Below are 24,514 nucleotides of genomic sequence, written 5' to 3' on the forward strand. Positions count from 1 at the left end.
GCCGGGGGGCCCGGGGGGCCCGGGGGGGGCCGCGCGCCCCGGGCCCCTGGGCCGGCGGGGCCGCCCCCCCCCCGGGCCCCCCCGCGCCCCGCCCGCCCAGGACCACGGCTCTGCGTGCGGCGAGCGCCGCCGTGGCGCGCCGCCCGGGTCCTGCGCGGGGTACCGGCCACCGTCGTCTCCGTCGACGGTGGGCCGGGATCCAGCACCGCGGTCGGCACCGTACGAGCGGCTCTGCCGACGTACCGCCTCCGCGGAGCACCTGGGGGCGGCCCGCGAGGTATCCGCCCGGCCGCCGGAGGAACGAAGGCGTCCGCCCCCCGCAATGGGGTGTCTGCCTCCCCGCAACGGGGCGTCTGCCTCCCCGGCGGGTTCGGCGCCTCCGGCCCTCCGGATGGGCGGAGCGGCTCCGTCTCACTCGTGCGGGTGAACGGCGGACGGAGGAGGCGGCGAAAGGGCCTCCCATCCGTACGCGTGTCCGCTACGAAGACTCTGCACAGGCCGCCCCCCGGCTCTGTGGCCGCAGTCCGCGAACCCCGTGGCCGGCCCCGTCTTCCGATCAAGGACCCGCATGCGATGGACACCCCGCCCCCGGCCGGCCGTCCCGGACGGCTGCGCCTGGTCCCCACGCACGGAGCCCGCCCGGTGAACCGGCCCGTTCCCCTCGACGACCCGGGCCCGACCCCGCGCCAGGGCCTCGCCGACGTGATGCGAAAGGTCGCCCAGGGCGACCAGCAGGCGTTCTCCGCCCTCTACGACGCTCTTGCGCCGATGGTGTTCGGGATCGTGGTGAGAGTCCTGCGCGACCGTGCCCAGTCAGAGGAGGTCACCCAGGAGGTGATGATCGACCTGTGGCGGCAGGCCGCCCGCTACCAGCCGACCGCCGGGTCCGTCACCGCATGGGCGGCCACCATCGCGCACCGCAGGGCCGTGGACCGGGTCCGCTCGGCCCAGGCCGCCACGGACCGCGAGCACGCGCAGGCGGCGCGTGAACACACCACGGCCTTCGACGAGGTCGCCGAGCAGGTGGAGACCCGGCTGGAGAGCGAACAGGTACGGCGCTGTCTGCGCGGCCTGACCGAAATCCAGCGCCAGGCCGTCGCCCTCGCCTACTACCGGGGACTCACCTACCGTGAAGTCGCCGAGACCCTGCACACGCCGCTTCCCACCATCAAGACACGCATGCGCGACGGACTGATCCGGCTCCGCGACTGCATGGGGGTGACCACATGAACCAGCACCGCTCCGACCTGCACACCCTCGCGGCCGCGTACGCCCTCGACGCCCTCGACCCCGCCGAGCGGGACGACTTCGCCGCGCACCTCCCGCACTGCGAGGCCTGCCGCAGGGACGTGGCCGAGTTCGAGGCGACCGCCGCCCGGCTCGCCGGGGCCACCGCCCAGGACCCGCCGGACGCCCTCAAGCAGCGCACCATGGCCGCCATCGACGGCGTGCGCCAACTCCCGCCCCAGGTCCCCGCCACCGGCCCCGACCGGCGCCTCGTCCACGTCCTGAGGCGCAAGGCCGCCCCCCTGGCCCTGGCCGCCAGCCTGGTCGCCGCGGTCTCCTTCGCCGGCCTCGCCGCCTGGCAGTACCAGGAGAGCCAGGACGCCCAGCAGCAGGCCCAGCAGTCCGCGCAGCAGCTCGACGCGGTCAGCACCGTCCTGGCCGCACCCGACGCCCGCACCGCGCACGGCCGCGCCACCAACGGCGCCCTCACCACCGTCGTCAGCTCCGCCCGCCAGAACAAGGCCGTCTTCACCGCCACCGGCCTCCCCACCCCCGCGCCGGGCCAGACCTACCAACTCTGGCTCGACCAGGACGGCACCATGCAGCCCGCCGGCTTCATCCACTCCGACGGCACCGTCCCCCTCGCCGGCAACCCCGCCGACGCCACCACCGTCGGCCTCACCCTCGAACCCACTCAAGGCTCCCCCCACCCCACCACCAAACCCCTCCTCCTCCTCGCCCTACCAGCCTGACCCCCGCCGCCCCCACGCCCCCGAAAACCCGAGCCCGGCCCGAACTCCGGGCCGCCCGCGGGCCGATCGAACGCCTACCCCGGCCGTCGACATCACGCGAGGCCGACCATGCCTCGCTCAAGGAATCACGACGACTTCTCCCTACGAAGGCACGCTGGCGAGCCAGACGGCTACGCCACCGTGGTGCGAGCAGGTACCCCGACGGTGCGCGGAATAGCTGTAGCTACCGTCGTTGCATTGAGCTGTGGCTCCGGTGGGCGCCTGCTGCGAGCCCTCTGGCGACGAAGAAGTGCTGGAGTCACTCCCCGATGAGGAGGAGCCGGTCGACGAAGTGGAGCTGCTGCCGGCCGAGTCGTCGCCGTCGCCGTCCCCGGCGCCGGAAACGGTGGAGGAACCGACGTCGCCGTAGTCGTCCCCCGTACCGGAGACGGTGGAGGAGTCTTCGGTGCTGGACTCGTCGCTGCTGCCCGCCCCCGTGGGGTCGTCGCAGGTCTCGCCTTCGCTGGATTTGACGGTGTCGAACGTGAGCGTCTCGTCGGTGCTCATGGTCGCGCCGGCTGCGGGCTCCTGAGAGCAGACCGTCCAGTTGCGGTCGAGGAACTGCTGGCGGCCCAGACCCGCGGCGTCTGTCGATTCGAGGCTGTAGATGCCGTCGGCCTGCGCCGCGTCCTGGGCTGCTTGGAGCCCCATGCCGACGAAGTCCCCGACGGTGACGCTCGCCGCCTCGTCGTCCTGAACGGATGACGAGGTCGATGAAGACGCCGAGGTGGACGACGAGTCGTTGTCGTCGTCGAACAGAGCACTGCATCCGCCGACTACGAGAAGTGCGGCCAGCATCAATCCACAGCCGACGCGGAAGTTCTTCCTGTCCTCCGCGGTCGGCTGAGGTCTCTGGTTTCGGGCCATGTCCGGGTCCCCCCTTGCTCCAGTGAGATGCACGCTCCCCTGCGTGCACTGTCCTGCTGCCGGTAGCGGACCGACGCCCGCTAGCGGCGGGCAGCAGGTGATCTCAGGGCGATGACGTTAGCTTCGTACTGCCAAGTAGATGACCGTTCAATGAAAATCGCCGTCCGAGGCGACTCGCGACTGGCTGAGCGAGGCGCGCAGCCGCGCTTCCACCCGGAGAAACCCGCAACGAGTCGGACGCCGCCGAATGTCCCCGGCCCTACCGGGGGGTACGTCCGGCACCTCCCCCGGTGGCCCGCCCCCGCCCCTGACCAGCAAAAAGGACCCTCCCGAAGGAGGGCCCTTTCCTTGCGCCCCCGGCAGGACTCGAACCTGCGGCCAAGTGCTTAGAAGGCACCTGCTCTATCCACTGAGCTACGGGGGCCGGGTGGGGATGGTGGGGCCGGGAGGCCCGGGTGGGTGGGGTGGGGTCTGCCGGGACAAGGATAGGGCTCCGGTGGCCTTGGCCCGGTTGCTTCACCTGCGTGGCACGATGTGGAGGTTCGGTGAAGCGGAACGATAATCGCAGGCAGGTGCGATTCGCGCAGCGCTTTTGACGTCGCTCGGGGCGGGTGTTGTGCACTCGTTATGCCGTGGCTTCCGGTTGTCACCCCTTTCTTCGGCGCGCAGGGCCGCAAATAGGCTTCAAAAACACTCATAAATTGGGCATTCTTCGCATGTGGTGACCTTGGACGAACGGCCTCAGCTGATCGACGCACTCTCCGCCCTGCGCGACCGAGTCGCCGCCGTGCGTCTTCCTCTCCCTCTGCCGGACACGCCGCGCGCCCGGCAGACGAGGGCGGAGTTGCTCGCCCAGCTGGACGACTACCTGGTGCCACGGCTGAAGGATCCCGACGCGCCACTGCTCGCGGTGGTGGGGGGTTCCACGGGGGCGGGGAAGTCCACGCTGGTCAACTCCCTTGTCGGGCGGCGGGTCAGTGAGTCGGGGGTGCTGAGGCCGACGACCAGGACGCCGGTGCTCGTGTGCCATCCCGAGGACCACCACTGGTTCGCGGGGATGCGGGTGCTGCCGCAGCTCACCCGTGTGTGGCTGCCGCAGACGGACGAGGACCACCCGGCGGAAGAGCACGCCGCCGAGGAGAACGCGCTGCGGGTCGAGACCGCCGCCGCGATGCCCCGGGGCCTCGCCCTGCTCGACGCGCCGGACATCGACTCGCTGGTCGTGGAGAACAGGCTGCTCGCCGCGGAGTTGATCTGCGCCGCCGACATCTGGGTGATGGTCACGACGGCTTCGCGGTACGCCGACGCCGTGCCCTGGCATCTGCTGCGTACCGCGAAGGAGTACGACGCCACCCTCGTCACCGTCCTCGACCGCGTCCCCCACCAGGTGATCGGCGAGGTCTCCCGGCAGTTCGAGGCGCTGCTCGACAAGGCGGGGCTCGGCGACGTGCCGCGCTTCACCATCCCGGAGCTGCCCGAGTCGGCGGGCGGCGGCAGCGGCCTGCTGCCCGACAGCGCCGTCGCCGCCCTGCGCGGCTGGCTGGCGCACCGCGCCGAGGACCCGGCGGCCCGGCAGCAGGCCGCCGACCGGACGGCCTCCGGCGTGATCGACTCCCTCGACACCCGCCTCCCCGAACTGGCCGGCGCGGTGGCCGCCCAGTACGCCGCGGCGGTCCGCCTCGGCGGGGTCGTCGAGACCGCGTACGGGGAGCAGGGCAAGCGGGTGCGGCAGCAGTTGGGGCGCGGCGCCGTCCTCGCGGGCGACGCCCGTACGCGCTGGCGCGGCTACCCGCGCGACAGCACCGCAGAGGAGCTCCTCGACGCCCTCGCCGAGTCCCTCGCCGCCCTCCTGCACTGCGCGGTCTCGGCCGCCGAGGAGCGCGTACGGGACACCTGGCGCCGCGAGCCCGCCTCGGAGGCCCTGGCTCCGCCGCGGACCGGCGGCGGTGACCGGGAGGCGGGGGAGCGGATCGGCGTGGAGGTACGGCGCTGGCGCCGCGTACTCGAAGAACTGGCCGAGGAGGAGGTGCGCGACGTCGAGCGCCCCTCCGGTTCGCGCGCGGCCCGCACCGCCGTGCCCGAGGCAGACACCGTCGCCGCCCTCCTGGCGGCCTCGCTGCTCGGCGGGCGGCGCGCCCGGTCCGCCGGCGAGCGCCTCGCCGAACTCCTCGGCGCCCAGGCCGCCCTGCGGCTGCGCGACAAGGGCGGTGAGCTGGTCCTCTCGTACGTCGACCGGGTCCTGCACGCCGAGCGCGACCGGCGCCTCGCCCCCCTCCAATCGCTCGACGTGACCCCCGAGCCGCAGGCGGAGCTGATCGCCGCGCTCTCCGTACTGCAGAAGGAGAAGTGACGTGGTGGACGTGGCGGACGACGGCCGGGGACGCGGGCGGGACCGGGGCGTGGCGGATGACGGCCGGGGGCGTGGGCGGGACCGGGGCGTGGCGGATGACGGCCGGGGGCGCGGGCGGGACCGGGACGGGGCGGCCGAACGGGGCCGGGGGAGCTGGGACGACGGGCTGATCGCGCGGCGCGCGAGCGAACGGGCCGCCGCCAAGGAGGCACAGCCCGGGGGAGACGCCCGGGAGCCCGGGGACGTCGGCGACGGCAGGGAGGAGGACATGCTGCCGCCCCTCGGCGGGAGTTACGGCGGTCCCCTCCGCACCCGCCTCGACGCCCTCCACGAGCTCGTCGGGCTCTCCCGCACCCGGGTGGAGGGCGAGGCCCTCGCCGAGGCCGGGCGGGTGCTCGACGAGGCCGCGGCGCGGCAGCGGCTGTCCTCCCGGCACACCGTGATCGCCATCGCCGGAGCGACCGGCAGCGGCAAGTCGACGCTCTTCAACGCCCTCGCGGGCGTCCCCGTCTCCGAGACCGGGCTGCGCCGCCCCACCACGTCCGCGCCCATCGCGCTCAGCTGGTCCGAGGGCGCGGCGGGGCTGCTCGACCGGCTCGCGGTGCCCGGCCGGCTGCGCCGCAAGCCGCTCGCGGGCGGCGCCGCCGACACCGAACTCCAGGGGCTCGTCCTCATCGACCTGCCCGACCACGACTCGGCGGTCACCGCCCACCGCGACCAGGTCGACCGGGTGCTCGGGCTGGTCGACGCCGTCATCTGGGTCGTCGACCCCGAGAAGTACGCGGACGCCGCCCTCCACGAGCGCTACCTGCGGCCGCTCGCCGGGCACGCCGAGGTCACGTTCGTCGTCCTCAACCAGATCGACCGGCTCGGCACGGAGGCCGCCGACCTCGTCCTCGACGACCTCCGGCGGCTCCTCGACGAGGACGGCGTGGCCCTGGGCGAGCACGGCGAACCCGGCGCCACCGTGCTGCCCGTCTCCGCGCTCACCGGCGAGGGCGTGCCCGAACTACGCGAGCTGGTAGCCCGGTTCGTCCAGGAACGCACCGCCCCCGAGCGCCGGCTCGCCGCCGACGTCGACGCGGCCGCGGCCCGGCTGCGTCCGGCGTACGTCGCCGACGGACGGTCCGGCCTCGACGAGCGGGCCAGGGACGCCTTCACGGACCGGCTGGCCGTCGCCGTCGGCGCCCAGGCCGCGGGGGAGGCCGCCGAGCGGGTCTGGAGCCGGGGCGCCATCCGCGCCTGCGGCACCCCCTGGCTGCGGCTCTACCGCCGGTACGAGCGGATGCGCGCGCACGGCACCACCGACCCGCGCCTCGCCACCCCGGTCGAGGAGGAGCTGACGGCGCGCCAGCGCGTGGAGCAGGCGGTGCGGATCGTCGCCGACGAGGCCTCGCGGGGACTGCCCGTCCCCTGGGCGCAGGCCGTGCGCGAGGCCGCGGAACGCGGCGCGGACGGGCTGCCCGAGGCCCTGGACGAACTGGCGGTGTCCATCGGCGACCCGGCCGCCCGGCCGCCGCGGCCCGCCTGGTGGCCGGCGGCCGTCCTCGCCCAGGTCGTGATGACGCTCCTGCAGATCTTCGGCGCGCTCTGGCTGGTCGGCCAGATCGTCGGCGTCGTACCCCCCGGCCTCCTGCCGCCGGTCCTCGTGATGGTCGCCGGCATCGTCGGCGGCCCGCTCGTCGAATGGGCCTGCGAGGGCGCCGTGAAGGGCCCGGCGCGCCGTTACGGGCAGGAGGCCGAGCGCCGCCTGCGCGAGGCTGCCGCCGCCTGCGGCCGGGCCCGCGTGCTCGACCCGGTGGCCGCGGAGCTGATGCGCTACCGCGAGGTGCGCGAGCAGTACGCCACGGTGGTCGGCACCCGCCCGGCGGCCCGGGTCGTCGGCGGCGGCCGCTTCGGAACGGCCCGGCTGGGTGCGACGCGAACGGGGGTACGGGGTCGGTAGCGCGGGTCCCGCGTCCTGCCACTTTGCCCGGTATCCGCCTTCCGGGTGAGGGAGTTGTCCCCATACGACCGGTCGTCCACAGGCCCCGACGGGGTTTCCCGTGACGCTCCACCATGGTGCCGAAGCGACAGGACGGCCGGGGGAACGGCAGCCGGCGAACAGCGGCCGGGCGACGGCAGGCCACATGGGAAACAACGCGAGACAAAAGGGGGCGGACATGAACGACACGACCGTGACGCTCGTCGGCAACGTGGCGACGGCGGTGGAGTACCGGGACACGGCGGCGGGCGGGGTGGCCAGGTTCCGCTTCGCGGTCACCGCGCGCCGCTGGGACCGCGAGCAGGGCACCTGGTCCGACGGGCCCACCAGCTTCTACACGGTCTCGGCCTGGCGCTCGCTCGGCGCCAACCTGGCCGCCTCCGTGTCGGTCGGCGAACCGCTCGTGGTCCACGGCCGCCTGAAGGTGCGTGAGGACGAGCGCGACGGCCAGCGCAAGACCTTCGTGGACGTCGCGGCGCTCGCCGTGGGCCACGATCTGAGCCGCGGGACCGCGGCCTTCCGCCGCGCGGCCCGGCCGGAGCCCGAACTCCGCCCCGACGGCGGGCCTCAGCCGCTGGTCGGGACCGCACAGGGGGCGCCGCCGGGGGCGCCGCCGGGACCGGACCAGGACCCGTGGGCGGTGGCCGCGGACGAGGCGACGACGCGCCTGGTAACCGCCTCCTGACCATGCGTCGTGGGGATTTGTCGACCAACTCGCCTGGTGGATAACGATTCCGAGACGGAATGGTTATCTGACCGTATGGCAGGGCACCCGGGGGTTCCGCGTCCCTAGGATTCCCGGGTACTCATGTGGCACGTGAGCCCATCGAGTCTGTGAGTCTGCTGGCGTGCGCTCCCCCCACGTGAATCGACCAAGTTCGCGGAGCTGCCGCCCGGAGGGGAATCCAATGTTTTCAGTTCGTGGGCGGGGCACTGTTCGCCGCCTTGCCGCTGCCACCCTGGTCTCGGGCCTCGTCGCCACCGGCGCGATAGCCCTCGCGGGACCGGCCGCGGCCGATGAGGTTCCGGGTGCGAGCGGTGGCGCCACCGCCACCCTCGGCCAGCTGAAGATCGCCGACACGGTGAAGGTCGTCGAGAAGGTCGACGGCGAGGACGAGGTCCGGGAGTACGGCGCCGGCCTCTTCGAGATGAAGGTCGACAACGGCGGCAAGCTGCAGACCTACTGCATCGACTTCCGCACCGGCGCGCGCGAGGGCAAGCAGTACAAGGAGGTCGGCTGGGACGAGTCGTCCCTCCACAACAACCCCGACGCGGGCAAGATCCTCTGGATCCTGGAGAACTCCTACCCGAACGTCTCGATCGCCGGCCTCGCCGAGAAGACCAAGGTCGAGGGCCTGACCGAGGAGACCGCCGCCGCCGCCACGCAGGCCGCGATCTGGCACTTCTCCGACAAGGTCGACGCCACGCCGAAGGACGCGCACGGCAAGGAGCTGACCGAGTACCTGCTGGAGAAGGCCACGAAGGTCGAGGAGCCCAAGGCCTCCCTCAGCCTCTCCCCCGCCTCCGTCGCGGGCAAGGCCGGTGACCGTCTCGGCCCGATCAAGGTCGGCACCAACGCCTCCGAGGCCGTCCTCTCGATGGTTCCGGGCGCCCCGGCCGGTGTCGGCGTCGTCGACAAGGACGGCAAGGCCGTCACCAAGGCCAAGGACGGCGACGAGGTCTACGTCGACGTTCCCGCCGGCACCACCGACGGCACCGCCGAGGTCAAGGCCGAGGCCACCACGAAGGTCCCGCTCGGTCGCGCCTTCGTCAGCGTCAAGGGCAAGAGCCAGACGATGATCCTGGCCGGCTCCAGCGACTCCACCATCACCGCCAAGGCCGGCGCCGCCTGGGCCAAGAAGGGTGCCGTCCCGGCCGTCACGGTCGCCAAGGACTGCGCCAAGGGCGGCCTGGAGGTCATCGCCTCCAACGCGGGCGACGAGGCCTGGACCTTCGACCTGAAGGGCACCTCGTACACGGTCGCCCCCGGTGAGAAGAAGACCATCGCGGTCCCGCTCGCCGAGGACGAGGCCTACAAGTTCACGATCACCGGCCCGAACGGCTTCGAGGAGACCTTCGAGGGCATCCTGGACTGCAAGACGGCCACCCCCGGCCCGCAGCCCTCCGAGACCCCCTCCACCTCCCCCTCGGTCGAGCCCTCCCCGTCCACCCCGGCCACCACGGGTGACACCACCGCCGGCACCACCGGCGGCGGCGACCTCGCCGAGACCGGCAGCTCCAACGCCACCCCGATGATCGCCGGCATCGCCGCCGCGCTCGTCGTGATCGGCGGCGGCGCGGTGTTCTTCCTCCGCAAGAAGAAGACCGCCGGCCAGTAATTCCCGGCCACGGGTGCCGGGCCCTCGCGCCCGGCACCCCGCGGAGTGCTCCACGTCACACGCGCTCACCCCGCACCCCCGCCCGACCCCGGACCGCATCCGCGCCCGGGGTCGTCGCACGTCACACCCCTGTTCCCACCCCTCACGACCCCCTCCGAGCCCCCGCTCCACCCGAACCGGTTTCCGCCGGAGGGTGGCGGTCAGGCAAGATGGGGTGTTTCTCTCCGGCCGAGGGCACAAAACAGCCCCTCACCAGCAGGTTTCCCGCCGATGAGGGGCCGTCTCAGGCAGCCTGGGCCGTCTCTGGGCCGTCAGGCAGGCGAGCGGGGAGCTGTCAGGCTCCGATTGCTGCTTGCTCGCCCGCACCGTGCCCGACGCCAAGGTCGGTGCGCATCACACTGCGCATCGTCTCCCATCGCTCCCAAAGGCGAACGAAGTCGGCCCTTATGTCGTCGAAGGACCCATCCGGATCAGGATTTCCCTCCTCCAGACTCATGGTCCGCCGGTAGACCTCAGACAAGACCTTCGTCATCTCATCCAGTTGGGCCAGCACCGCTCCGGACGCGATGAGCTGCGCCTCAGCGAAGACCGAGTGGTGATCGCGCCGCGCCTCCTCGACCAGCTCCCGAGCCTCCGGCGTGACAGCTCCTTTGTGCACGGTCCACAGGAAGTTCAGGAGATGCGTTCGATAGCGTCGGAGGGACGCGTTGACCTGCATGTAGGCGTCGCGCCGACGGTTCAGTTCGGCTACTTGCTGCTCGCGGTGCCACTGCGCTGCAGCCACCTGCTGCTGACGCTCGAACTGTTCCGATTGAACGCGGCCTAGCAGGCGTTGCGACAGGACAGACGCGATGAGCGTGCCCGTCACACCGACCACAGCGGCAGCTAACCCAATGAGCGCGCTTCCCATGGGACCCCCTGACTGATGGAAAGAATCACGTCAGTGGCATCCTGCCCGCAGCGCGATGGCTGTGGGTGCCCTTTTCGTGCCTGAGCGCCATCCCCGCCCCATGCTTGAGGACTTGCCGAGCGAGAGCGCGAAGCACCCCCTCACCAGCAGTTTCCCGCAGATGAGGGGCTGTCTCAGGCCGCAGCTTGAATGGCTTCCAGGCCGTCGTGAGCGTGACCCGCAGCCCGGTACATCGCGCTGATGGCCTTCCGGGTGCGTGTCTCGCTGCTCGGCATCAGGTGCCCCGGCGGAGGCAAGCGCCGGCTTCCACGTCTGGTCATTGAAGGTATTGCTCCACAGGGCCGTTCCGGCAGGTGCCGAAAACACGAGCCGGTGAGTCACCTTCGGCCCGCTCGGCGTCAGCCATGGCAACGTGACCTCGACCGGCGGGAAGCGCTTCATGTGCTCGCGCAGGGCCGCCGAGACCTCAGGGTCGAGGGGGACGTCCCGGAGCTTCCCGCGCTTCGGAGGGGCGAACACGAGCCCACCGCGCACCTTCTTCACCTGCTGCCGGACATAGAGCCAGCCGAGATCCCCGATGTTGTCGACGGAGATGCCGAAGATCTCTCCCTGCCGAAGCCCGCACCCGGCACCCACATCCACCATCGCCTGGAAGCGCTCGGGCAGGCCGGCACGGACCCCGAAGACCTGGGGCACAGACCAGGAATGCACCCGAGTCGGCGCCGGCCGGGGAGCCTTGACCGACCGAGCCCGCAGGGCGAACGGAAGCCTCAACAGGCCCACCACTGGCCACAGGACGAGTGCGGTGAGAGTTGCTCTACTTCATCAAGGCACCCGCCGCGCACGGCGCGGCGCGCGCGGCCCGTCGCCCGGGCCTGCGCTCCTGTCTACGCCCCGCTCCAGCCCGGCCGCCGTCCGCACGCCTGACGGCTCGGGTTGATGGGCGGGAAGAACCACGGCGTGGCCGGGGCGAGTGCGTGACGTGCCGGACAGGACGATGCCTCCGGCGGGGGCGCTCAGGCTCCGGGATGGAGGGGGCCCGTGGGCGTCTGCCGGCAGCGTCGTGGTGAAGGTGGGGGGCTCCCATCCCGCCTGCCATCGACCCAGGCAGAGCCGAGCAGACACGGGTCCTGGCGTCCAGGTCGTTCGTACAGTGGCGCGCTCCACCTGGACGCCAGGACCCGCGCTTGCTCCACGGTGTGTGGGTCGACGGCAGACGGGATGGGAGCGGGGCCAGAGTGTTCGGCGACCCGCCTGGGGTGCGGGAGAGCGCAATGCTGGGATGCGGTTCGGGCGGTAAGCGGGTGCGCTCTGGTGCCCAATGGCGGGCAGTCTGGGACAGTTGGACTACACCCGGGGAGTCGTCCTAGGCGACTTCCCCATGGCCTGTCCGTGTCATCAGGACGGACCAAGTCACTGATTCGAGGTCTGACTGGTTGGGCAACCAAGGATGTGGCTGAGTTCCTTCCGGACGATCTCAGCTCGTTCTGCGGTCGTTACTCGGTCGTCCTCGGAAGACGTATCTGCGAGGAATTCCGCACCCTCTTTGATCCGCGCGGTGTCCTTCACCTCGGGGTAAGCCGTGGCGAGCCACTGCGCGTACACAGAGGTCAACTTCGTCTTAGCCACCGTCTCCCACCTTTCCGCAAAGTCCACACCCTGGAGGTTTTTCCAGCAACGGCGACCACAAACCGTGGATAGCTAGAAGCTCGGCTTTGTCAACGGCCGCAGACCCCTGTAGGTCCCCCATCGCATCAGTGTCCAGCACCATCTCAACGGCGCTCTCCCAGCAATCTTGCGCCTTCCCCCTATGCTGATGAACACGCAAGAACAGGCTGGCGAACCGATGGTCGTCATTCCACCACTCGTCCGCCATCTCGTCCAGCTTGCGAATTAGGCGGTAGCCCATGGTCGCCTCCGCTTGCGCTTGGCGGCGCCGAATTCTTCACGCCCCGTAGTCGGTCCAGGACGTTTTGGATGGGTGTCGATCGGTAACTATCGATGCGTGCAGAGAGCATGTAGCCGACTACTCCGCCGATCGCGGCCGGGACGATCAGCCAGCCCGCCAAGGACAAAAGCCATGGCGCCAACGGTGTCGGCACCTGTGCGGGGGAAGTCAGTCCCACGAGCACCTCGTAGGCCACGTGCCAGCCAGCTAGGAACCCGGTAACGACGAAGATGATCGCGGTGGGTACGAAGACCCACGACCCCCAGCAGATGAGCCACCGCCTCAATGGCCGCAGCTGACCGCGGGATTTGTAGATGTTCGCCACGTATTCACCGTATGTGCGCACTGATGCCGCTGCTACTTCTGGCGGGGCGGGGGTAGCTGGCTGATTGCCGGATCGGCGGGGAGGGTCTTCCGACCGAAGTGCACCTGGGCCGTCTGTGAGCCGTGCGACGGGGCTCAGGAGTGACCGACGGCGACCAACAGTGACAGGTCGGCGACGAGGGTGACCCGGGAACGTGCAGGTCAGCGAGCCCCCCCGCCTACTGGTTCGCCCCCGGGGGTGGCGGTCAGGCAAGATGGGGTGTATCTGCCCACTCACTCTTTGCCGGACGGTTTCTCTTGGCTGAGTACATCTACACGATGCGCAAGGCGCGCAAGGCGCACGGCGACAAGGTCATCCTCGATGACGTGACGCTGAGCTTCCTGCCGGGCGCGAAGATCGGTGTGGTCGGCCCGAACGGTGCCGGTAAGTCCACCGTTCTGAAGATCATGGCGGGCCTGGAGCAGCCGTCGAACGGCGACGCGTTCCTGTCGCCCGGGTTCTCCGTCGGCATCCTCATGCAGGAGCCGAAGCTCGACGAGACGAAGACCGTCCTGGAGAACGTCCAGATGGGCGCCGCCGAGATCATGGGGAAGCTGAAGCGCTTCAACGAGGTCGCGGAGCTCATGGCGACCGACTACTCGGACGCGCTCATGGACGAGATGGGCAAGCTCCAGGAGGACCTGGACCACGCCAACGCCTGGGACCTCGACACCCAGCTCGAGCAGGCCATGGACGCCCTGGGCTGCCCGCCCGGCGACTGGCCCGTCAACAACCTCTCCGGTGGCGAGAAGCGCCGTGTCGCGCTCTGCGCGCTGCTCCTGGAGGCCCCCGACCTGCTGCTCCTCGACGAGCCCACCAACCACCTCGACGCCGAGTCGGTGAACTGGCTGGAGCAGCACCTCGCGCAGTACAAGGGCACCGTCGTGGCCATCACCCACGACCGGTACTTCCTCGACAACGTCGCCGAGTGGATCCTGGAGCTCGACCGCGGTCGCGCCCACCCCTACGAGGGCAACTACTCCACCTACCTGACCAAGAAGTCCGAGCGGCTCAAGGTCGAGGGTCAGAAGGACGCCAAGCGGGCGAAGCGTCTGCGGGAAGAGCTGGAGTGGGTGCGGTCGAACGCCAAGGGGCGTCAGGCCAAGTCCAAGGCGCGTCTGGCGCGCTACGAGGAGATGGCGGCCGAGGCCGACAAGATGCGGAAGCTGGACTTCGAGGAGATCCAGATCCCGCCGGGCCCGCGTCTGGGCTCCATCGTCGTCGAGGTCGAGAACCTCTCGAAGGCCTTCGGCGACAAGGTCCTCATCGACGACCTGTCCTTCACCCTGCCGCGCAACGGCATCGTCGGCGTCATCGGCCCGAACGGCGCCGGCAAGACCACGCTGTTCAAGATGCTCCAGGGCCTGGAGACCCCGGACTCCGGCTCCGTCAAGGTCGGCGAGACCGTCAAGATCTCGTACGTCGACCAGAGCCGCGCCAACATCGACCCGAAGAAGACGCTGTGGGCCGTCGTCTCCGACGAGCTCGACTACATCAACGTCGGCCACGTCGAGATGCCCTCCCGGGCGTACGTCTCCGCGTTCGGCTTCAAGGGCCCGGACCAGCAGAAGCCGGCCGGCGTGCTCTCCGGCGGTGAGCGCAACCGCCTGAACCTCGCGCTCACCCTCAAGCAGGGCGGTAACCTGCTGCTCCTCGACGAGCCGACCAACGACCTCGACGTCGAGACCCTGTCCTCGCTCGAGAACGCGCTCCTGGAGTTCCCGGGTGCGGCCGTGGTCATCTCCCACGACCGCTGGTTCCTGGACCGGGTCGCCACGCACATCCTCGCGTACGAGGGCGAGTCGAAGTGGTTCTGGTTCGAGGGCAACTTCGAGTCGTACGAGAAGAACAAGATCGAGCGCCTCGGTGCGGACGCGGCCCGTCCGCACCGTGCCACGTACAAGAAGCTGACCCGAGGCTGAGGTCCGTGACGAGGCACATCTACAGCTGTCCCCTGCGCTGGTCGGACATGGACGCCTTCGGGCACGTCAACAACGTCGTCTTCCTGCGGTACCTGGAAGAGGCGCGGATCGACTTCATGTTCCGGCTGGCGCCGGGGGACGGTTCCCCCTCGTTCTCCGGCGGGTCCGTCGTGGCCCGGCACGAGATCGACTACGTGCGGCCGCTGGTCCACCGGCACGAGCCGGTGACCATCGAGTCGTGGGTCACGAAGATAGGCGCGGCGTCGCTGACGATCGCCTACGAGATCAAGGACCCGGACGTGACCTACGTCCGCGCGTCCACGATCGTCGTGCCCTTCGACCTGGAGGCGCAGCGCCCCCGGCGGATCACCGCCGAGGAGCGGAGCTTCCTGGAGGAGTTCGTGGACGACGGGATGTCCGCCGCCGCATGACCGTCCTCGCACCGCTCCACTTCGCCGACGCCAGGGAGGCGGCGGCCCTCGCCGCCTTCCTGACCCGGCTGGTCCACTACGACCGGGCCGCCGCCGTCCGCCTCCAGGCGGGCGGCGGGGCGCTGGCCGTCTTCGGGCGGCCGGCGTCCTTCGAGGTACTGGCGATCCGCACGGCCCGCCTCGTCGACGCCGTGGACCTCGACGTCACCGTCTCCGCCGGCGAACTCCTCGAAGGCATCGAGGAGTCGGCCGGCAAGGCGGTCGTCCCGGACTCGGTGACCGGGCCGCCCTGGGCGGGCGTCCTGCCGCCGCGCTCCGGCTGGCGGCCCGTCGAAGGCCTGCCGGGCGCCGCCGAGATGCGGGGCGCGGTCGCCGCCGCGGTCGCCGAATTCCGCGCCCGCGACGAGGAGTTGCCCGAGGATCGCCGGACCAGGGCGGAGCGCGACCGGATCGGTCACGACATCTGGTCCCGCACCCTCGGCACCACCGGACTGCCCCTGCGCGCCGTGCACGCCGCCCAGTCGCTCGGCTTCCTGCCCCCGGCGGAGCAGGGGGGCGCCCTCGCGCTCCTCGCCTCCGGTCCGTGGCTCCGGCTGCGCACCCCGTACGGCTCGATCGCGCTGCGCACCGCGCCGATGTCCCTGACGGTCGCCCCCCGGTGACCGACGTACGCGTCGACGGACCCCTCACCGGCGACGAGCTCAACACGCTCTTCCACGCCGCCTGGCCCGGGCACCGGGACACCGACTTCGGTCCCGTCCTCGCCCGCAGCATGCTCCGGGTCACCGCCCGCAGCGCCGGGCGGCTCGTCGGGTACGTGAACGTCGTCGGCGACGGAGGCGTGCACGCCTTCCTGCTCGACACCACCGTCCACCCCGACGCGCGCCGGCAGGGCCTCGGCGTCGCCCTCGTACGCGCCGCCGCCGCGGCCGCCCGGGAGCGCGGCGCGCACTGGCTGCACGTGGACTACGAGCCCCACCTGGCCGTGTTCCACGAGCGGTGCGGCTTCCGGCCCACCGCCGCCGGGCTCATGGACCTGACGGGCTGACTCCCCGCCTCGAAGCCCGCAGCCGCGGAGGGCGGGCGTTCCACCATCGTGCGGGTCAGTCCTCGCCGCGCCCCTCCCTGGAGATCGCGACCGCCGACAGGGCCGCCGACAGCGCGAGCAGGGACGCGGGGACGACGGGGGAGCCGTGGGCCTTGTTCTGGCGTTCCAGGATGGGGTCCATGCGGTGAGCGGGGTCGTAGGCGATGCGGACCGCGGTGCCGGAGGAGCCGATGCGTTCCTCGGCGGAGAAGTCGGTGGGGTAGCCGCCGGCGCAGTCCAGGGTGTGGTGGTACAGGGTCTTGGCCTCGGGTGCGCCCTCGCCGAAGGTCGGATGGTGGGTCACCTTGACCTCGCCCACCACCACGCAGTCGGTGACCGCGCCGCGGACGGCGGAGTCCCGGGCCTCCACCCAGACCGCCGTGAGGCCCGCGAGCATGAGCACGACGGCGGCGATGCTGCCGCCCTCGCGGAAGAGCGCGTTGTGCGCCAGGAGCGCGGCCGCGGTGAGCGCGAGGCCGCCCGCCACCCCCAGCGCGGTGGGCAGCCCGTGCGGGCTGCGCAGGCTCCGGTCCGCCCACGTCCACAGGAGCGTTCCGGCGAGCGCGGGCACGAGCAGCGCCCCGGCGTACGCCACGGCCTTCCCCATGGGTCCCCCTGGGAGTGACGTCGACTGCGGACGTCGACTGCGGTCAGGTCCGTGGGCGGGGACGCCGGTTCACGGGTACGCGGTTGCACGGGAGTCCTAGCCCCAGCCCCGACGTCGGGACTCCGGAGTCCGGAACCCGGAGGACACAGCAGTCAGGGCGCCGGGAGCCCACAAGCCCAACGGCCCACGAGCCCAGCGGCCCGGCAGCCCACAAGCCCAGCGGCCCACGAGCCCAGCGGCCCACGAGCCCATCGGCCCAGGAGCCAGAAGCCCAGCGGCCCGGCCCCCCCCCGCTCAGTGCTCCGCGTCGTCCGGCCAGACCCCGATGTGGTCCTGTTCGAGTTCGAGGGCGACCCGGTGCTCCATGCCGAGGGCCTGGGTGTACTCGGCGGGGAGCTGGAGGCGGCCGGCGCGGTCGAGCATGGCGTACTCGCGGGCGACGAGGGACTCCTGGCCGAGCTCGTCGACCTCGGTGCGGCGGAGGACCTCGGAGGAGGTGCGGCCGTCGCGGATGGCGACGGTGCGGCGGACCTCGGAGGCGACGGCCTGGTCGTGGGTGACGATGACGATCGTCGTGCCGAGCTCCTCGTTGGCGCGCCGGAAGGCCGCGAAGACCTGCTCGCCGGTGGCGGAGTCCAGCTCGCCCGTCGGCTCGTCGGCGAGGAGCACGGCCGGGTTGTTGGCCAGGGCGACCGCGATGGCCACCCGCTGCTGCTGGCCGCCGGAGAGCTGGTGCGGCCGCCGGTCGCGGATCTCGGAGATGCCGAGCATGGCGAGCAGCTCCTCGGCCCGCTCCGCCTTCTGCTTGGACCGGCCGCGCAACTGCATGGGGAGGGCCACGTTCTGGGCGGCCGTCAGGTAGGGGAGGAGGTTGCGGGCGGTCTGCTGCCAGACGAAGCCGACGACCTCGCGGCGGTAGCGGAGGCGCGCCTTGCCGTCCATGGCGAGCAGGTCGCAGCCGGCGACGCGGGCCGCTCCGGCGGTCGGCACGTCCAGGCCCGCGAGGATGTTCATCAGGGTCGACTTGCCGGAGCCGGAGGCGCCGACCAGGGCCATCAGCTCGCCCTCCTTCACGAGGAGGTCGAGGCCCTGGAGCGCCTGCACCTCGACGCCGTCCGTGGTGAAGATCCGGACGAGGCGGTCGCAGGCGATGAGCGCGTCGTGGCCGTACGAGGGCCGGTCGCGCCGCGCCGTGGCCCGCCGCTCCAGCTCTTCGAGGGTGGTGTCCGAACCGGTGTCGGTCAGCGTCGTCCCACTCGGGGTCCCGGTCTTGGTCATCGTGCGTCTCCTGCCCTGAGTTCCTTGATCGAGCCCCTGCGCCCCGCCCACCAGGCCTGTCCCGCGGCCGCCAGCCCCGTCAGGAGGACGACGGCGAGCGCGGGCAGCACCAGCGACCACGGGTCCGCCCGCAGCGGGGCGCTGTCCAGCCGGGCGAATCCCGGCGCCGTCGCGAGCGCCAGCCGGAACAGGTCGATGCCCGGGGCGAGCAGCGGAACCGTCGCCCAGCCGACCAGTGTGCCGCCGAGTGCCGCGAGGACCGCCTGCGGCAGTGCTTCGAGGCCGAGCAGCCGCCGGCCCTGCTTGCGGGTGAGGCCCATCGTCCGGAGGCGGGCGAGGAGCTTGGTCCGCTCCGGCGCGCTCTGCATGAGGGAGAGCAGGACCGCGACCATCGCGTAGCCCGCGCCCGCGCCGATCGCGCCCAGGTAGATGCCCTCGGCGCCCGACTGGAGCGGCGAGTCCACGTAGGTGGTCCGCTCCTCGCCGCGGGTCGTCACGAGGAAGTCGCCGGACTCGGACGAGTCCGCCACGGCGGTGCGCAGCGCGGTGGCGTCCGGCGCCCCCGTGACGAGCAGGGCGGTGGGCACCCGGCGGGTGAGGTCGGCGGCGTTGACGAGGAGGAAGTCGGCGTCGGAGAGGGCCGGGGTGGTGGACCGGACCGCGACCACCCTCACTCGGAAGACGCCGGCCGCCGACACGATCTCCAGCGGCTTCTCGCCGAACCGTTCGGCGACCGAAGGCGAGGCGATCGCGGGCAGCACCCGGTCGGTGTCCGCGACCGCGCCCGGGCCGCCCCGCCCGGTCGAGGCGAGCAGCCCGGCGGCGAAGGGACCGAAGCCGGTCCGCTGCGCGAGCCGGGTGTACGAGCCGGGTTCGACGCCCACGAGCGGCGCGGTCATCGGCAGTGCGGAGACGCCCTCGAGGGACGGCAGCGACACCCCGTACTCGACCTGCACCGGGGCCAGGTCCCGTACCCCCGGCGTACGGCGCACCTTCTCGGTGAGCTCCGCCGGGACCGGCGTCCATTCGACCGAGCCGTCGATCCGGGCGTCCGCGCCGACGGCAAGGAGCGCGGACCGGTCGCGGGCGTCGGCGACACCGGCGAGGACGGAGCCGCCGAAGGCCGCCGTGGCCAGCGCGAGGACCAGCGCGAGCAGCGGGAGCGTGCCCGTCGAGGACGAGCGTCCGGCGCGGGCCAGGGCGAGCGGTCCTACGGCCCCGCGCAGCCGGCGGGCCGGGCGGGCCGCCCACCGCAGAGGCAGGGGGTAGATCCGTACGAGCAGCATGGCCGCGATCAGGCCGACGAGCACCGGGGCGGCGCTCACCAGGTGGTCCCCGTCGGCGGTGCCGCGCAGCCGCAGCGAGGCGACGGCGCCGACGGTCAGTACGAGCACGGTGAGTTCGAGGACCGTGCGGCGCCGGGAGGGACGGGCGGTGAGCAGGTCGTCCCGGCCGCCGTGCAGGCGCGGGGTGCGGTGCACGACGACGGCCCGCAGGGGCAGCACGAGCATCGCGATCAGGGCGACGGCCACGGTGGCGAGGAGGGAGGGCGCGAGCGGGATGCCGCCCGATCCGCCGTCCGGGCCGCGGAGCGTCGCCACCGCGAGGCCGAGGGCGAGGGCGGCGGCCGGTACGGCGACCGCCGTGGTCTCGCCGAGCAGCCGCATGCCGATGCCGGTGAGTGAGGCGCCGCGGGAGCGGATCAGTGCCAGCTCGCTGTCCCGGCGGGCGACGAAGAGGCCGCCGGTCATGGCGAGGACGACCGCCGCGACCGCGCCGATGCCGAAGACGGCGACGGCGACGACCGGGCTGATCGCGTCGCGCATCGAGCGGTACGAGCCGACGATCGTGTCGAGTTCGGTGCTGAAGGCGCCGGTGGGCCCGATGACCCTGCGTATGTTCACCAGCTCGGGTCCGCCGTCGACCGAGTCGAGCACGGTGGTGAGCCGGTCGGTGTCGCGGGTGGTGAGGTGGTCGGCCTCCGGCATGAACCGGAAGAAGACCTCCGGGTCGCCGAGGGTGGCGAGCAGGGCGGGCGCCGACTCGGGGGCGACCAGCAGTGCCGCCTGCCAGTAGTACTTGATCTCGTCGCCGACGAGCGTGGCGAGGGCGGGGGCGCGCACGAGCGGTTCGACGGCCCAGTACGCGCCTTCGGGGTCGCGCGGCTCGACGATCCCGGTGATCGTCACGGCGATCGGCTCGGCGCTGACCCGGCCCGGCACGTGCACGACGGAACCGGGCTTCAGCCGGAGGGACTCGGCGGTCTTCGCCGTCACCACCGCCTCGGGGTGGCGTGCCGTTCCGGCGGCGGCCCGGCCCTGCCGCAGCGTGGTGTGGCCGGCCACGTCGGACGGGGAGGAGAGGAGGAACTCGGGGGAGATCCCGTCGGGCCGTGGCAGCCACGGGTCGAGGCCCTTGACCCGGGTGACGGTACGGACACCGTGGACGGTCTGCCGCGGGTCGACGCGCAGCGGCTCGGGGAGCAAGGTGAGCACCTGGTCGTGCTGCCCGCGGAGCACGTCGGGGGCCAGCTCCGCCTCGCGCTCGGCCTGACGGAGCTCCAGTCCGGGCGCCTCGGCGGTCAGTTCGAGGACGCTGTTGCGGGGCGCGGCGGTCCGGATGTCGTGCCGCAGGCCCTCCGTCTCGTACGTGTCCACAGCGCGCGGCAGCGCCGCCGCGAGGTAGGCGGTGACGAACACGAGCAGGGCGAGCGACACGGCGGCCCAGGGCGCGGTCCGCAGCCGGGTCCGCACCCAGGGCGCCACGGCGCGGGCGGGCTTGTCGGACCGGGACGGGGACATGTCGGGTGCCTTCCTGCGTGCGGCGGGGGCCTTGGTGGCTCCGGTGGGTGGTCCGGGGTGCTCGACGGGCTGCCCGCCGGTCACGTCGTCGTCCGCGGCGGGCATCAGTGGTCCCCCTGGTGGCGCAGGGTCACGACGGGGTCGGTGCGGCGCAGGGCGATGGCGGCGACGATGGCCAGCGGGAGGGTGGCGACGCCGGCGAGGAGCAGGGCCACCTGGCCGAGGGGCAGTTCGACGAGGACCCCGGGGACGGGGCGGGCGGCCTGGCCGGTGAGGACGACGAGCGGGACGACGGCCCGGGCCAGGACGGTCCCGAGCCCGATGCCGACGAGCAGGCCGATGCCGATGAGGATGCCCTGTTCGGCGGCGATGAGCCGGGCGAGCCGGCTGCGCGGGGTGCCGAGCGCCTGGAGGACGCCGAACTCGGCGGATCGTTCCCGCATCGCGCCGGCCGAGCCGACCGCGAAGCCGACCGCGGCGAGTGCGGCGGCGGCGGCCGCGACGGCCATCAGGGCGGCGTTGGGGCCGGCGCCGAGCGGGTCGCCGAGGAGGTCGGCGGCGGCCTCGTCGCGTACGAGGACCTGGGCGGGGTCCGCGTTGGGGCGGGCGCGCAGGGCCGCGGCGACGTCGTCCGCGCGGCCGGGGGCGACGGTGAGCCACCACTCGGTGGGCGGCAGGGTCGAGCTCTGCTCGGGGTCGGCGGTGAGGTGGCGGTTGGCCGAAGCCAGGTCGACGAGGACCGCGCCGCCGTCCTCGGGGGTGGCGACGGGCGTGGTGGCGGAGACGGTCCGGGCGCCGGGGCCGGTGGTCGGCAGCTCCTTCACTACCCGGACGACGGAGACCTCGAGCTGCCGGCCGTCGACGGACACCTCCACCGGGTCGCCGGGCTTGGCGCCGGTCGCGTTCATGAAGGCCTCGGTGGCCACGGCGGGCAGGTGCTCGGGCGCCGGAGCCCTGGGCGCGTTCATCCGCAGGGTGTACTCCTCCGGCGCCCAGTGGCTGTCGTCGGGGACGCCGCCGGTGACGACGAACGGGACGGTGTACGGCGCGGGGCGTCCGCCGGGGCCCGCGGAACCGGCGGTGCCGCGGGCGGTGCCGCTGCCGCCCGGGTCGCCGTTCTCGGTCTGATCGATGGTGGGCGCCCAGGAGGCCAGGACCCGCCCCGGGGAGTGCGCCTGCTCGGTGCCGTCCGGCCGGACGGTGGCGAAGCGCTCGACGTGGACGGACTGCGTGTGCGTGGCGCCGTCGACGATCTGGCCCTCGGTCTCCAGGCCGGTGAGGGTGAGCAGACCGCCGGAGCCGCGGCTCCCGTCGGCGCCGGGACCCGCGGTCAGGGCGCCGAGGTCGACGGTCAGCCGGTGGGTGCGGCCGTCGTACGGCAGCGTCCCCAACAGCCGCGTGTACGGGATGCCGTTCGGGTCCTCGAAGACGGCCGTGACCTTGCCCTCGGGCGTGCCGGCCGGCGCGACGCCGCGCAGGTCGACGGCGAGAGTGCGGGTGCCTGCGGGCAGCCGGAGTCCGGGCCGGTCGACGGCCTTCGGCACGAGCGGGGCGAGGAGGGCGGAGGCCGGGGTGCCGGTGAGGTCGGCGCGGAGCAGCATGCTGTCGGCGGCGTTGCGGGTGTCCACGGCCAGGACGGTCGCGGTCGTCCCGGCGACGTCCGTGTCGGCGCGGTACACCGGGGCTACGGCCGTCACGCCCGGCACGGTGGCCAACCGCTCGGTCTCCGTCGGCTCCCCGGGCCCGGCGCTGAGGACGCGGACGGCCGCTCCGGTGCGGAAGTCGGCCTGGTCGCGCTGCGACCGCTCCCACGAGCCGCTCTGCCCGATGGCCAGCATGCCCATCGCCACGGCGAGGACGAGGAGGAGGACGGGGCCCGCGCCGCGCAGCGGCCGGCGGCTGAACTGCCAGCCGGCGAGGGCGGCGGAGAGGCCGCGCCCGCCCGCCGCGCGCCGCTCGGCCAGCTTGGCGGCGGGCGGCAGCAGACGCAGGGTCAGGACGGTGCCGGCGAGCAGGGCGAGCGCGGGCGCGGCGACGAGCACCGGGTCGATGGAGCCGCCGCCGTCCTCGTCCGCGCCGAGGGTGCCGCCCGCGGCGGCGGGCCGCTGGAGCTGCCAGTAGGCGACGGCCGCGATGGCGAGGAGGGCGACGTCGGCACCGGCCCGTACGGGTGCGGGCAGTGAAGCCGAGCGGGCCTTGCGCAGCGAGACGCCGGAGCCGTCGCCGGCGGCGAGCGCGGGCGCGACGACGGCCGCCGCGCAGAGCAGGGCCACGGCGGCGGCGACCAGCCACACCTGGAGCGAGGGGGTCGTGTCGAGCCGGACGCCGAGCGAGGAGAGCGCGGACCGCTCGGCGAACAGCCGGGTCAGCGGTCCGGACAGGAGGGGCGCGGCGACGGCCGCAGGCAGCGCGAGCAGCAGTGCCTCGGCGCCGGCGAGCCCGGCGATCCGGCGCCGCGAACCGCCGCGGGCCCGCAGCAGCGCCGTCTCCCCGGAGCGCTCGGTGCTGAGCAGCCGGGCGACGAGCAGCAGGGCGTACGTGGCGAGCAGCACCAGCTGCACGGCGACGATCAGCAGGGTGGAGCGGGAGACGAGCAGCGCGCGCTGGGTCTGCTCCAAGGAGGTCGGCAGTGCGGTGGACGCGGTGATCGTCGTCCCGAACGCGTCGGTGTTCTCGGCGAGGGCCTGCGGTCCGGCGGTCGCCGAGGCCCGCAGGGCGTCGATCCGGTCGGTGGTGAAGCCGGTGAAGTCGGCGGAGCCGAGCCAGGAGGTGGTGCCGGCGCTCAGTGCCCCTGCGCCGAGTACGGCCGGGTCGACGAGCAGCGGCCCGTACGTGGTGAACGCGACGGTCCGCACGCCGCGCCCGCCGGCCGGGTCGAGCTGCCAGTACAGGTCGGCGGTGTCGACGGGCCGGTAGACGCCGGTGATCCGGGTCTTCACCGGCCGCTTGTCGTCGAGCCGGTCACCGAGGTCGAGGACGGTGCCGGGCTCCACCCGGAGCCGCCGGGCGGCCTCTTCGGGCAGCGCCGTCTCGACCACGCCCGCGGTCCGGGTCGCCGAGGGCCAGGCGCCCTTGACGAGAGCCAGCCGCGAGCGGTCGAGGGCGGCGAAGTGCGTGAGGTCGGGGTCGCCCTTGCGGGCCGCCGCGGGCTGGAGGTTCCGCGGCAGCGCGTACGGCCCCGATCGCTCCAGGCGCCGTACGGTGACCGGCAGTCCGTCGAAGGTGCGGCGCATGCCGTCGGTGACGGCGGCCTCGGCGCTCGCCCGTTTCGCCTCGGTCACCTGGCCGGTGACGAGCAGCGACGCGGCCGCCGCCGACCGGCCGCGGAGGCCGGCCTGGAGCGCCGCGTCCCCGATGGCGCCGGAGAACGCCGCGAGCGTGGCCAGCACCGAGGTGGTCAGGAGCACCGCGAGGAGTGCCGCGGAGAGCAGTAGCCGGTGCGCCCTGACGCGCAGAAATACGAACCCCGTCACCCGTCCCCCTGGCCACCCTGATCACGGCACGCACGTCGAACACTCGCCGAACGCCCCCGGAACTTCTCTCGGATGCTTTCAGAGTGCACGTGCTGCTGGAAACCGCTTGCAGACCGACCTTGATGCGATTGTGAC

The 24,514-nt window shown here is 72.9% G+C and carries 19 protein-coding genes and 1 tRNA gene; 10 read left to right on the forward strand and 10 right to left on the reverse strand.

The genetic code is table 11. The annotated features are described in order from the left end of the window. The first annotated feature begins 573 nt into the window (after positions 1-573). Positions 574-1,230: an ECF RNA polymerase sigma factor SigK gene (sigK, locus tag MRBLMG1_RS34230; protein ID WP_367828046.1), complete on the forward strand. Its 657-nt coding sequence runs from the start codon at positions 574-576 to the stop codon at positions 1,228-1,230. Then, complete coding sequence (locus tag MRBLMG1_RS34235; protein WP_367828047.1) at positions 1,227-1,979, forward strand: anti-sigma factor domain-containing protein; 753 nt, start codon at positions 1,227-1,229, stop codon at positions 1,977-1,979. Before sigK ends, MRBLMG1_RS34235 begins: the two co-directional genes overlap by 4 nt. Before the next feature lie 141 nt (positions 1,980-2,120). Here the strand turns inward: MRBLMG1_RS34235 and MRBLMG1_RS34240 are convergent, their stop codons facing one another. Together MRBLMG1_RS34240 and MRBLMG1_RS34245 are read right to left on the reverse strand one after the other, a co-directional pair. Next, positions 2,121-2,885 carry a DUF3761 domain-containing protein gene (locus MRBLMG1_RS34240; protein WP_367828048.1) on the reverse strand — a complete coding sequence of 255 codons (765 nt, stop codon included), beginning with the start codon at positions 2,883-2,885 and terminating at the stop codon, positions 2,121-2,123. A gap of 351 nt (positions 2,886-3,236) precedes the next feature. Further along, positions 3,237-3,309, reverse strand: a tRNA-Arg gene (locus tag MRBLMG1_RS34245). 303 nt (positions 3,310-3,612) lie between these two features. On the opposite strand from MRBLMG1_RS34245, the gene MRBLMG1_RS34250 reads away from it, so the two are divergent. From MRBLMG1_RS34250 to MRBLMG1_RS34265, 4 genes are all read left to right on the forward strand, one after another. Then, the gene (locus MRBLMG1_RS34250) at positions 3,613-5,235 is read left to right on the forward strand and encodes a dynamin family protein (protein ID WP_367828127.1); all 1,623 of its coding nucleotides are present in this window, start codon (positions 3,613-3,615) and stop codon (positions 5,233-5,235) included. Between the two features lie 268 nt (positions 5,236-5,503). Next, positions 5,504-7,180, forward strand: coding sequence for a YfjP family GTPase (locus tag MRBLMG1_RS34255; protein ID WP_367828128.1), 1,677 nt, complete (start codon positions 5,504-5,506; stop codon positions 7,178-7,180). A gap of 217 nt (positions 7,181-7,397) precedes the next feature. After that, a complete protein-coding gene (locus MRBLMG1_RS34260; RefSeq protein WP_367828049.1) occupies positions 7,398-7,904 on the forward strand; it encodes a single-stranded DNA-binding protein in 507 nt (168 codons plus the stop codon). Positions 7,905-8,127: 223 nt separating this feature from the next. After that, positions 8,128-9,558: a Cys-Gln thioester bond-forming surface protein gene (locus MRBLMG1_RS34265; protein WP_367828050.1), complete on the forward strand. Its 1,431-nt coding sequence runs from the start codon at positions 8,128-8,130 to the stop codon at positions 9,556-9,558. A gap of 334 nt (positions 9,559-9,892) precedes the next feature. On the opposite strand, the gene MRBLMG1_RS34270 is transcribed toward MRBLMG1_RS34265, so the two are convergent. The 4 genes from MRBLMG1_RS34270 to MRBLMG1_RS34285 all read right to left on the reverse strand — a co-directional run bounded on the left by MRBLMG1_RS34270 (position 9,893) and on the right by MRBLMG1_RS34285 (position 13,017). Beyond that, positions 9,893-10,468: a hypothetical protein gene (locus MRBLMG1_RS34270; protein WP_367828051.1), complete on the reverse strand. Its 576-nt coding sequence runs from the start codon at positions 10,466-10,468 to the stop codon at positions 9,893-9,895. A 30-nt stretch (positions 10,469-10,498) separates the two neighbouring features. Then, positions 10,499-11,164, reverse strand: coding sequence for a hypothetical protein (locus MRBLMG1_RS34275; protein ID WP_367828052.1), 666 nt, complete (start codon positions 11,162-11,164; stop codon positions 10,499-10,501). A gap of 717 nt (positions 11,165-11,881) precedes the next feature. Next, positions 11,882-12,097, reverse strand: a complete 216-nt coding sequence (locus MRBLMG1_RS34280) for a hypothetical protein (protein ID WP_367828053.1) — start codon at positions 12,095-12,097, stop codon at positions 11,882-11,884. 224 nt (positions 12,098-12,321) lie between these two features. Continuing rightward, a complete protein-coding gene (locus MRBLMG1_RS34285; RefSeq protein ID WP_367828054.1) occupies positions 12,322-13,017 on the reverse strand; it encodes a DUF6313 family protein in 696 nt (231 codons plus the stop codon). Between the two features lie 20 nt (positions 13,018-13,037). Between MRBLMG1_RS34285 and ettA the strand changes: the two genes are divergently transcribed. Genes ettA through MRBLMG1_RS34305 form a run of 4 tightly spaced genes read left to right on the forward strand, consistent with a single transcriptional unit; the run spans position 13,038 to position 16,181 of the window. After that, positions 13,038-14,702, forward strand: coding sequence for an energy-dependent translational throttle protein EttA (gene ettA, locus MRBLMG1_RS34290; protein ID WP_367828055.1), 1,665 nt, complete (start codon positions 13,038-13,040; stop codon positions 14,700-14,702). Positions 14,703-14,707: 5 nt separating this feature from the next. Next, entirely contained in the window at positions 14,708-15,133 is a 426-nt protein-coding gene (locus MRBLMG1_RS34295; RefSeq protein WP_367828056.1) for an acyl-CoA thioesterase, read from the forward strand. Next, on the forward strand, positions 15,130-15,795 hold the full coding sequence (locus tag MRBLMG1_RS34300; RefSeq protein WP_367828057.1) for a hypothetical protein: 666 nt from the start codon (positions 15,130-15,132) through the stop codon (positions 15,793-15,795). The genes MRBLMG1_RS34295 and MRBLMG1_RS34300 overlap by 4 nt, the downstream gene beginning before the upstream one ends. Further along, the gene (locus tag MRBLMG1_RS34305) at positions 15,792-16,181 is read left to right on the forward strand and encodes a GNAT family N-acetyltransferase (protein WP_367828058.1); all 390 of its coding nucleotides are present in this window, start codon (positions 15,792-15,794) and stop codon (positions 16,179-16,181) included. Before MRBLMG1_RS34300 ends, MRBLMG1_RS34305 begins: the two co-directional genes overlap by 4 nt. A gap of 55 nt (positions 16,182-16,236) precedes the next feature. On the opposite strand, the gene MRBLMG1_RS34310 is transcribed toward MRBLMG1_RS34305, so the two are convergent. The 4 genes from MRBLMG1_RS34310 to MRBLMG1_RS34325 all read right to left on the reverse strand — a co-directional run bounded on the left by MRBLMG1_RS34310 (position 16,237) and on the right by MRBLMG1_RS34325 (position 24,379). Next, a complete protein-coding gene (locus tag MRBLMG1_RS34310; protein WP_367828059.1) occupies positions 16,237-16,827 on the reverse strand; it encodes a hypothetical protein in 591 nt (196 codons plus the stop codon). A gap of 294 nt (positions 16,828-17,121) precedes the next feature. Then, positions 17,122-18,105 (reverse strand): ABC transporter ATP-binding protein, encoded by a 984-nt coding sequence (locus tag MRBLMG1_RS34315; protein WP_367828060.1) that lies wholly within the window; start codon positions 18,103-18,105, stop codon positions 17,122-17,124. Beyond that, positions 18,102-21,011, reverse strand: a complete 2,910-nt coding sequence (locus MRBLMG1_RS34320; protein ID WP_414721702.1) for an ABC transporter permease — start codon at positions 21,009-21,011, stop codon at positions 18,102-18,104. The genes MRBLMG1_RS34315 and MRBLMG1_RS34320 overlap by 4 nt, the downstream gene beginning before the upstream one ends. Then, on the reverse strand, positions 21,011-24,379 hold the full coding sequence (locus tag MRBLMG1_RS34325) for an FtsX-like permease family protein (RefSeq protein WP_367828061.1): 3,369 nt from the start codon (positions 24,377-24,379) through the stop codon (positions 21,011-21,013). Before MRBLMG1_RS34325 ends, MRBLMG1_RS34320 begins: the two co-directional genes overlap by 1 nt. Positions 24,380-24,514 lie beyond the last annotated feature (135 nt).

It is taken from the genome of Streptomyces sp. LMG1-1-1.1, from assembly GCF_040815545.1.
Lineage (GTDB): Bacteria > Actinomycetota > Actinomycetes > Streptomycetales > Streptomycetaceae > Streptomyces.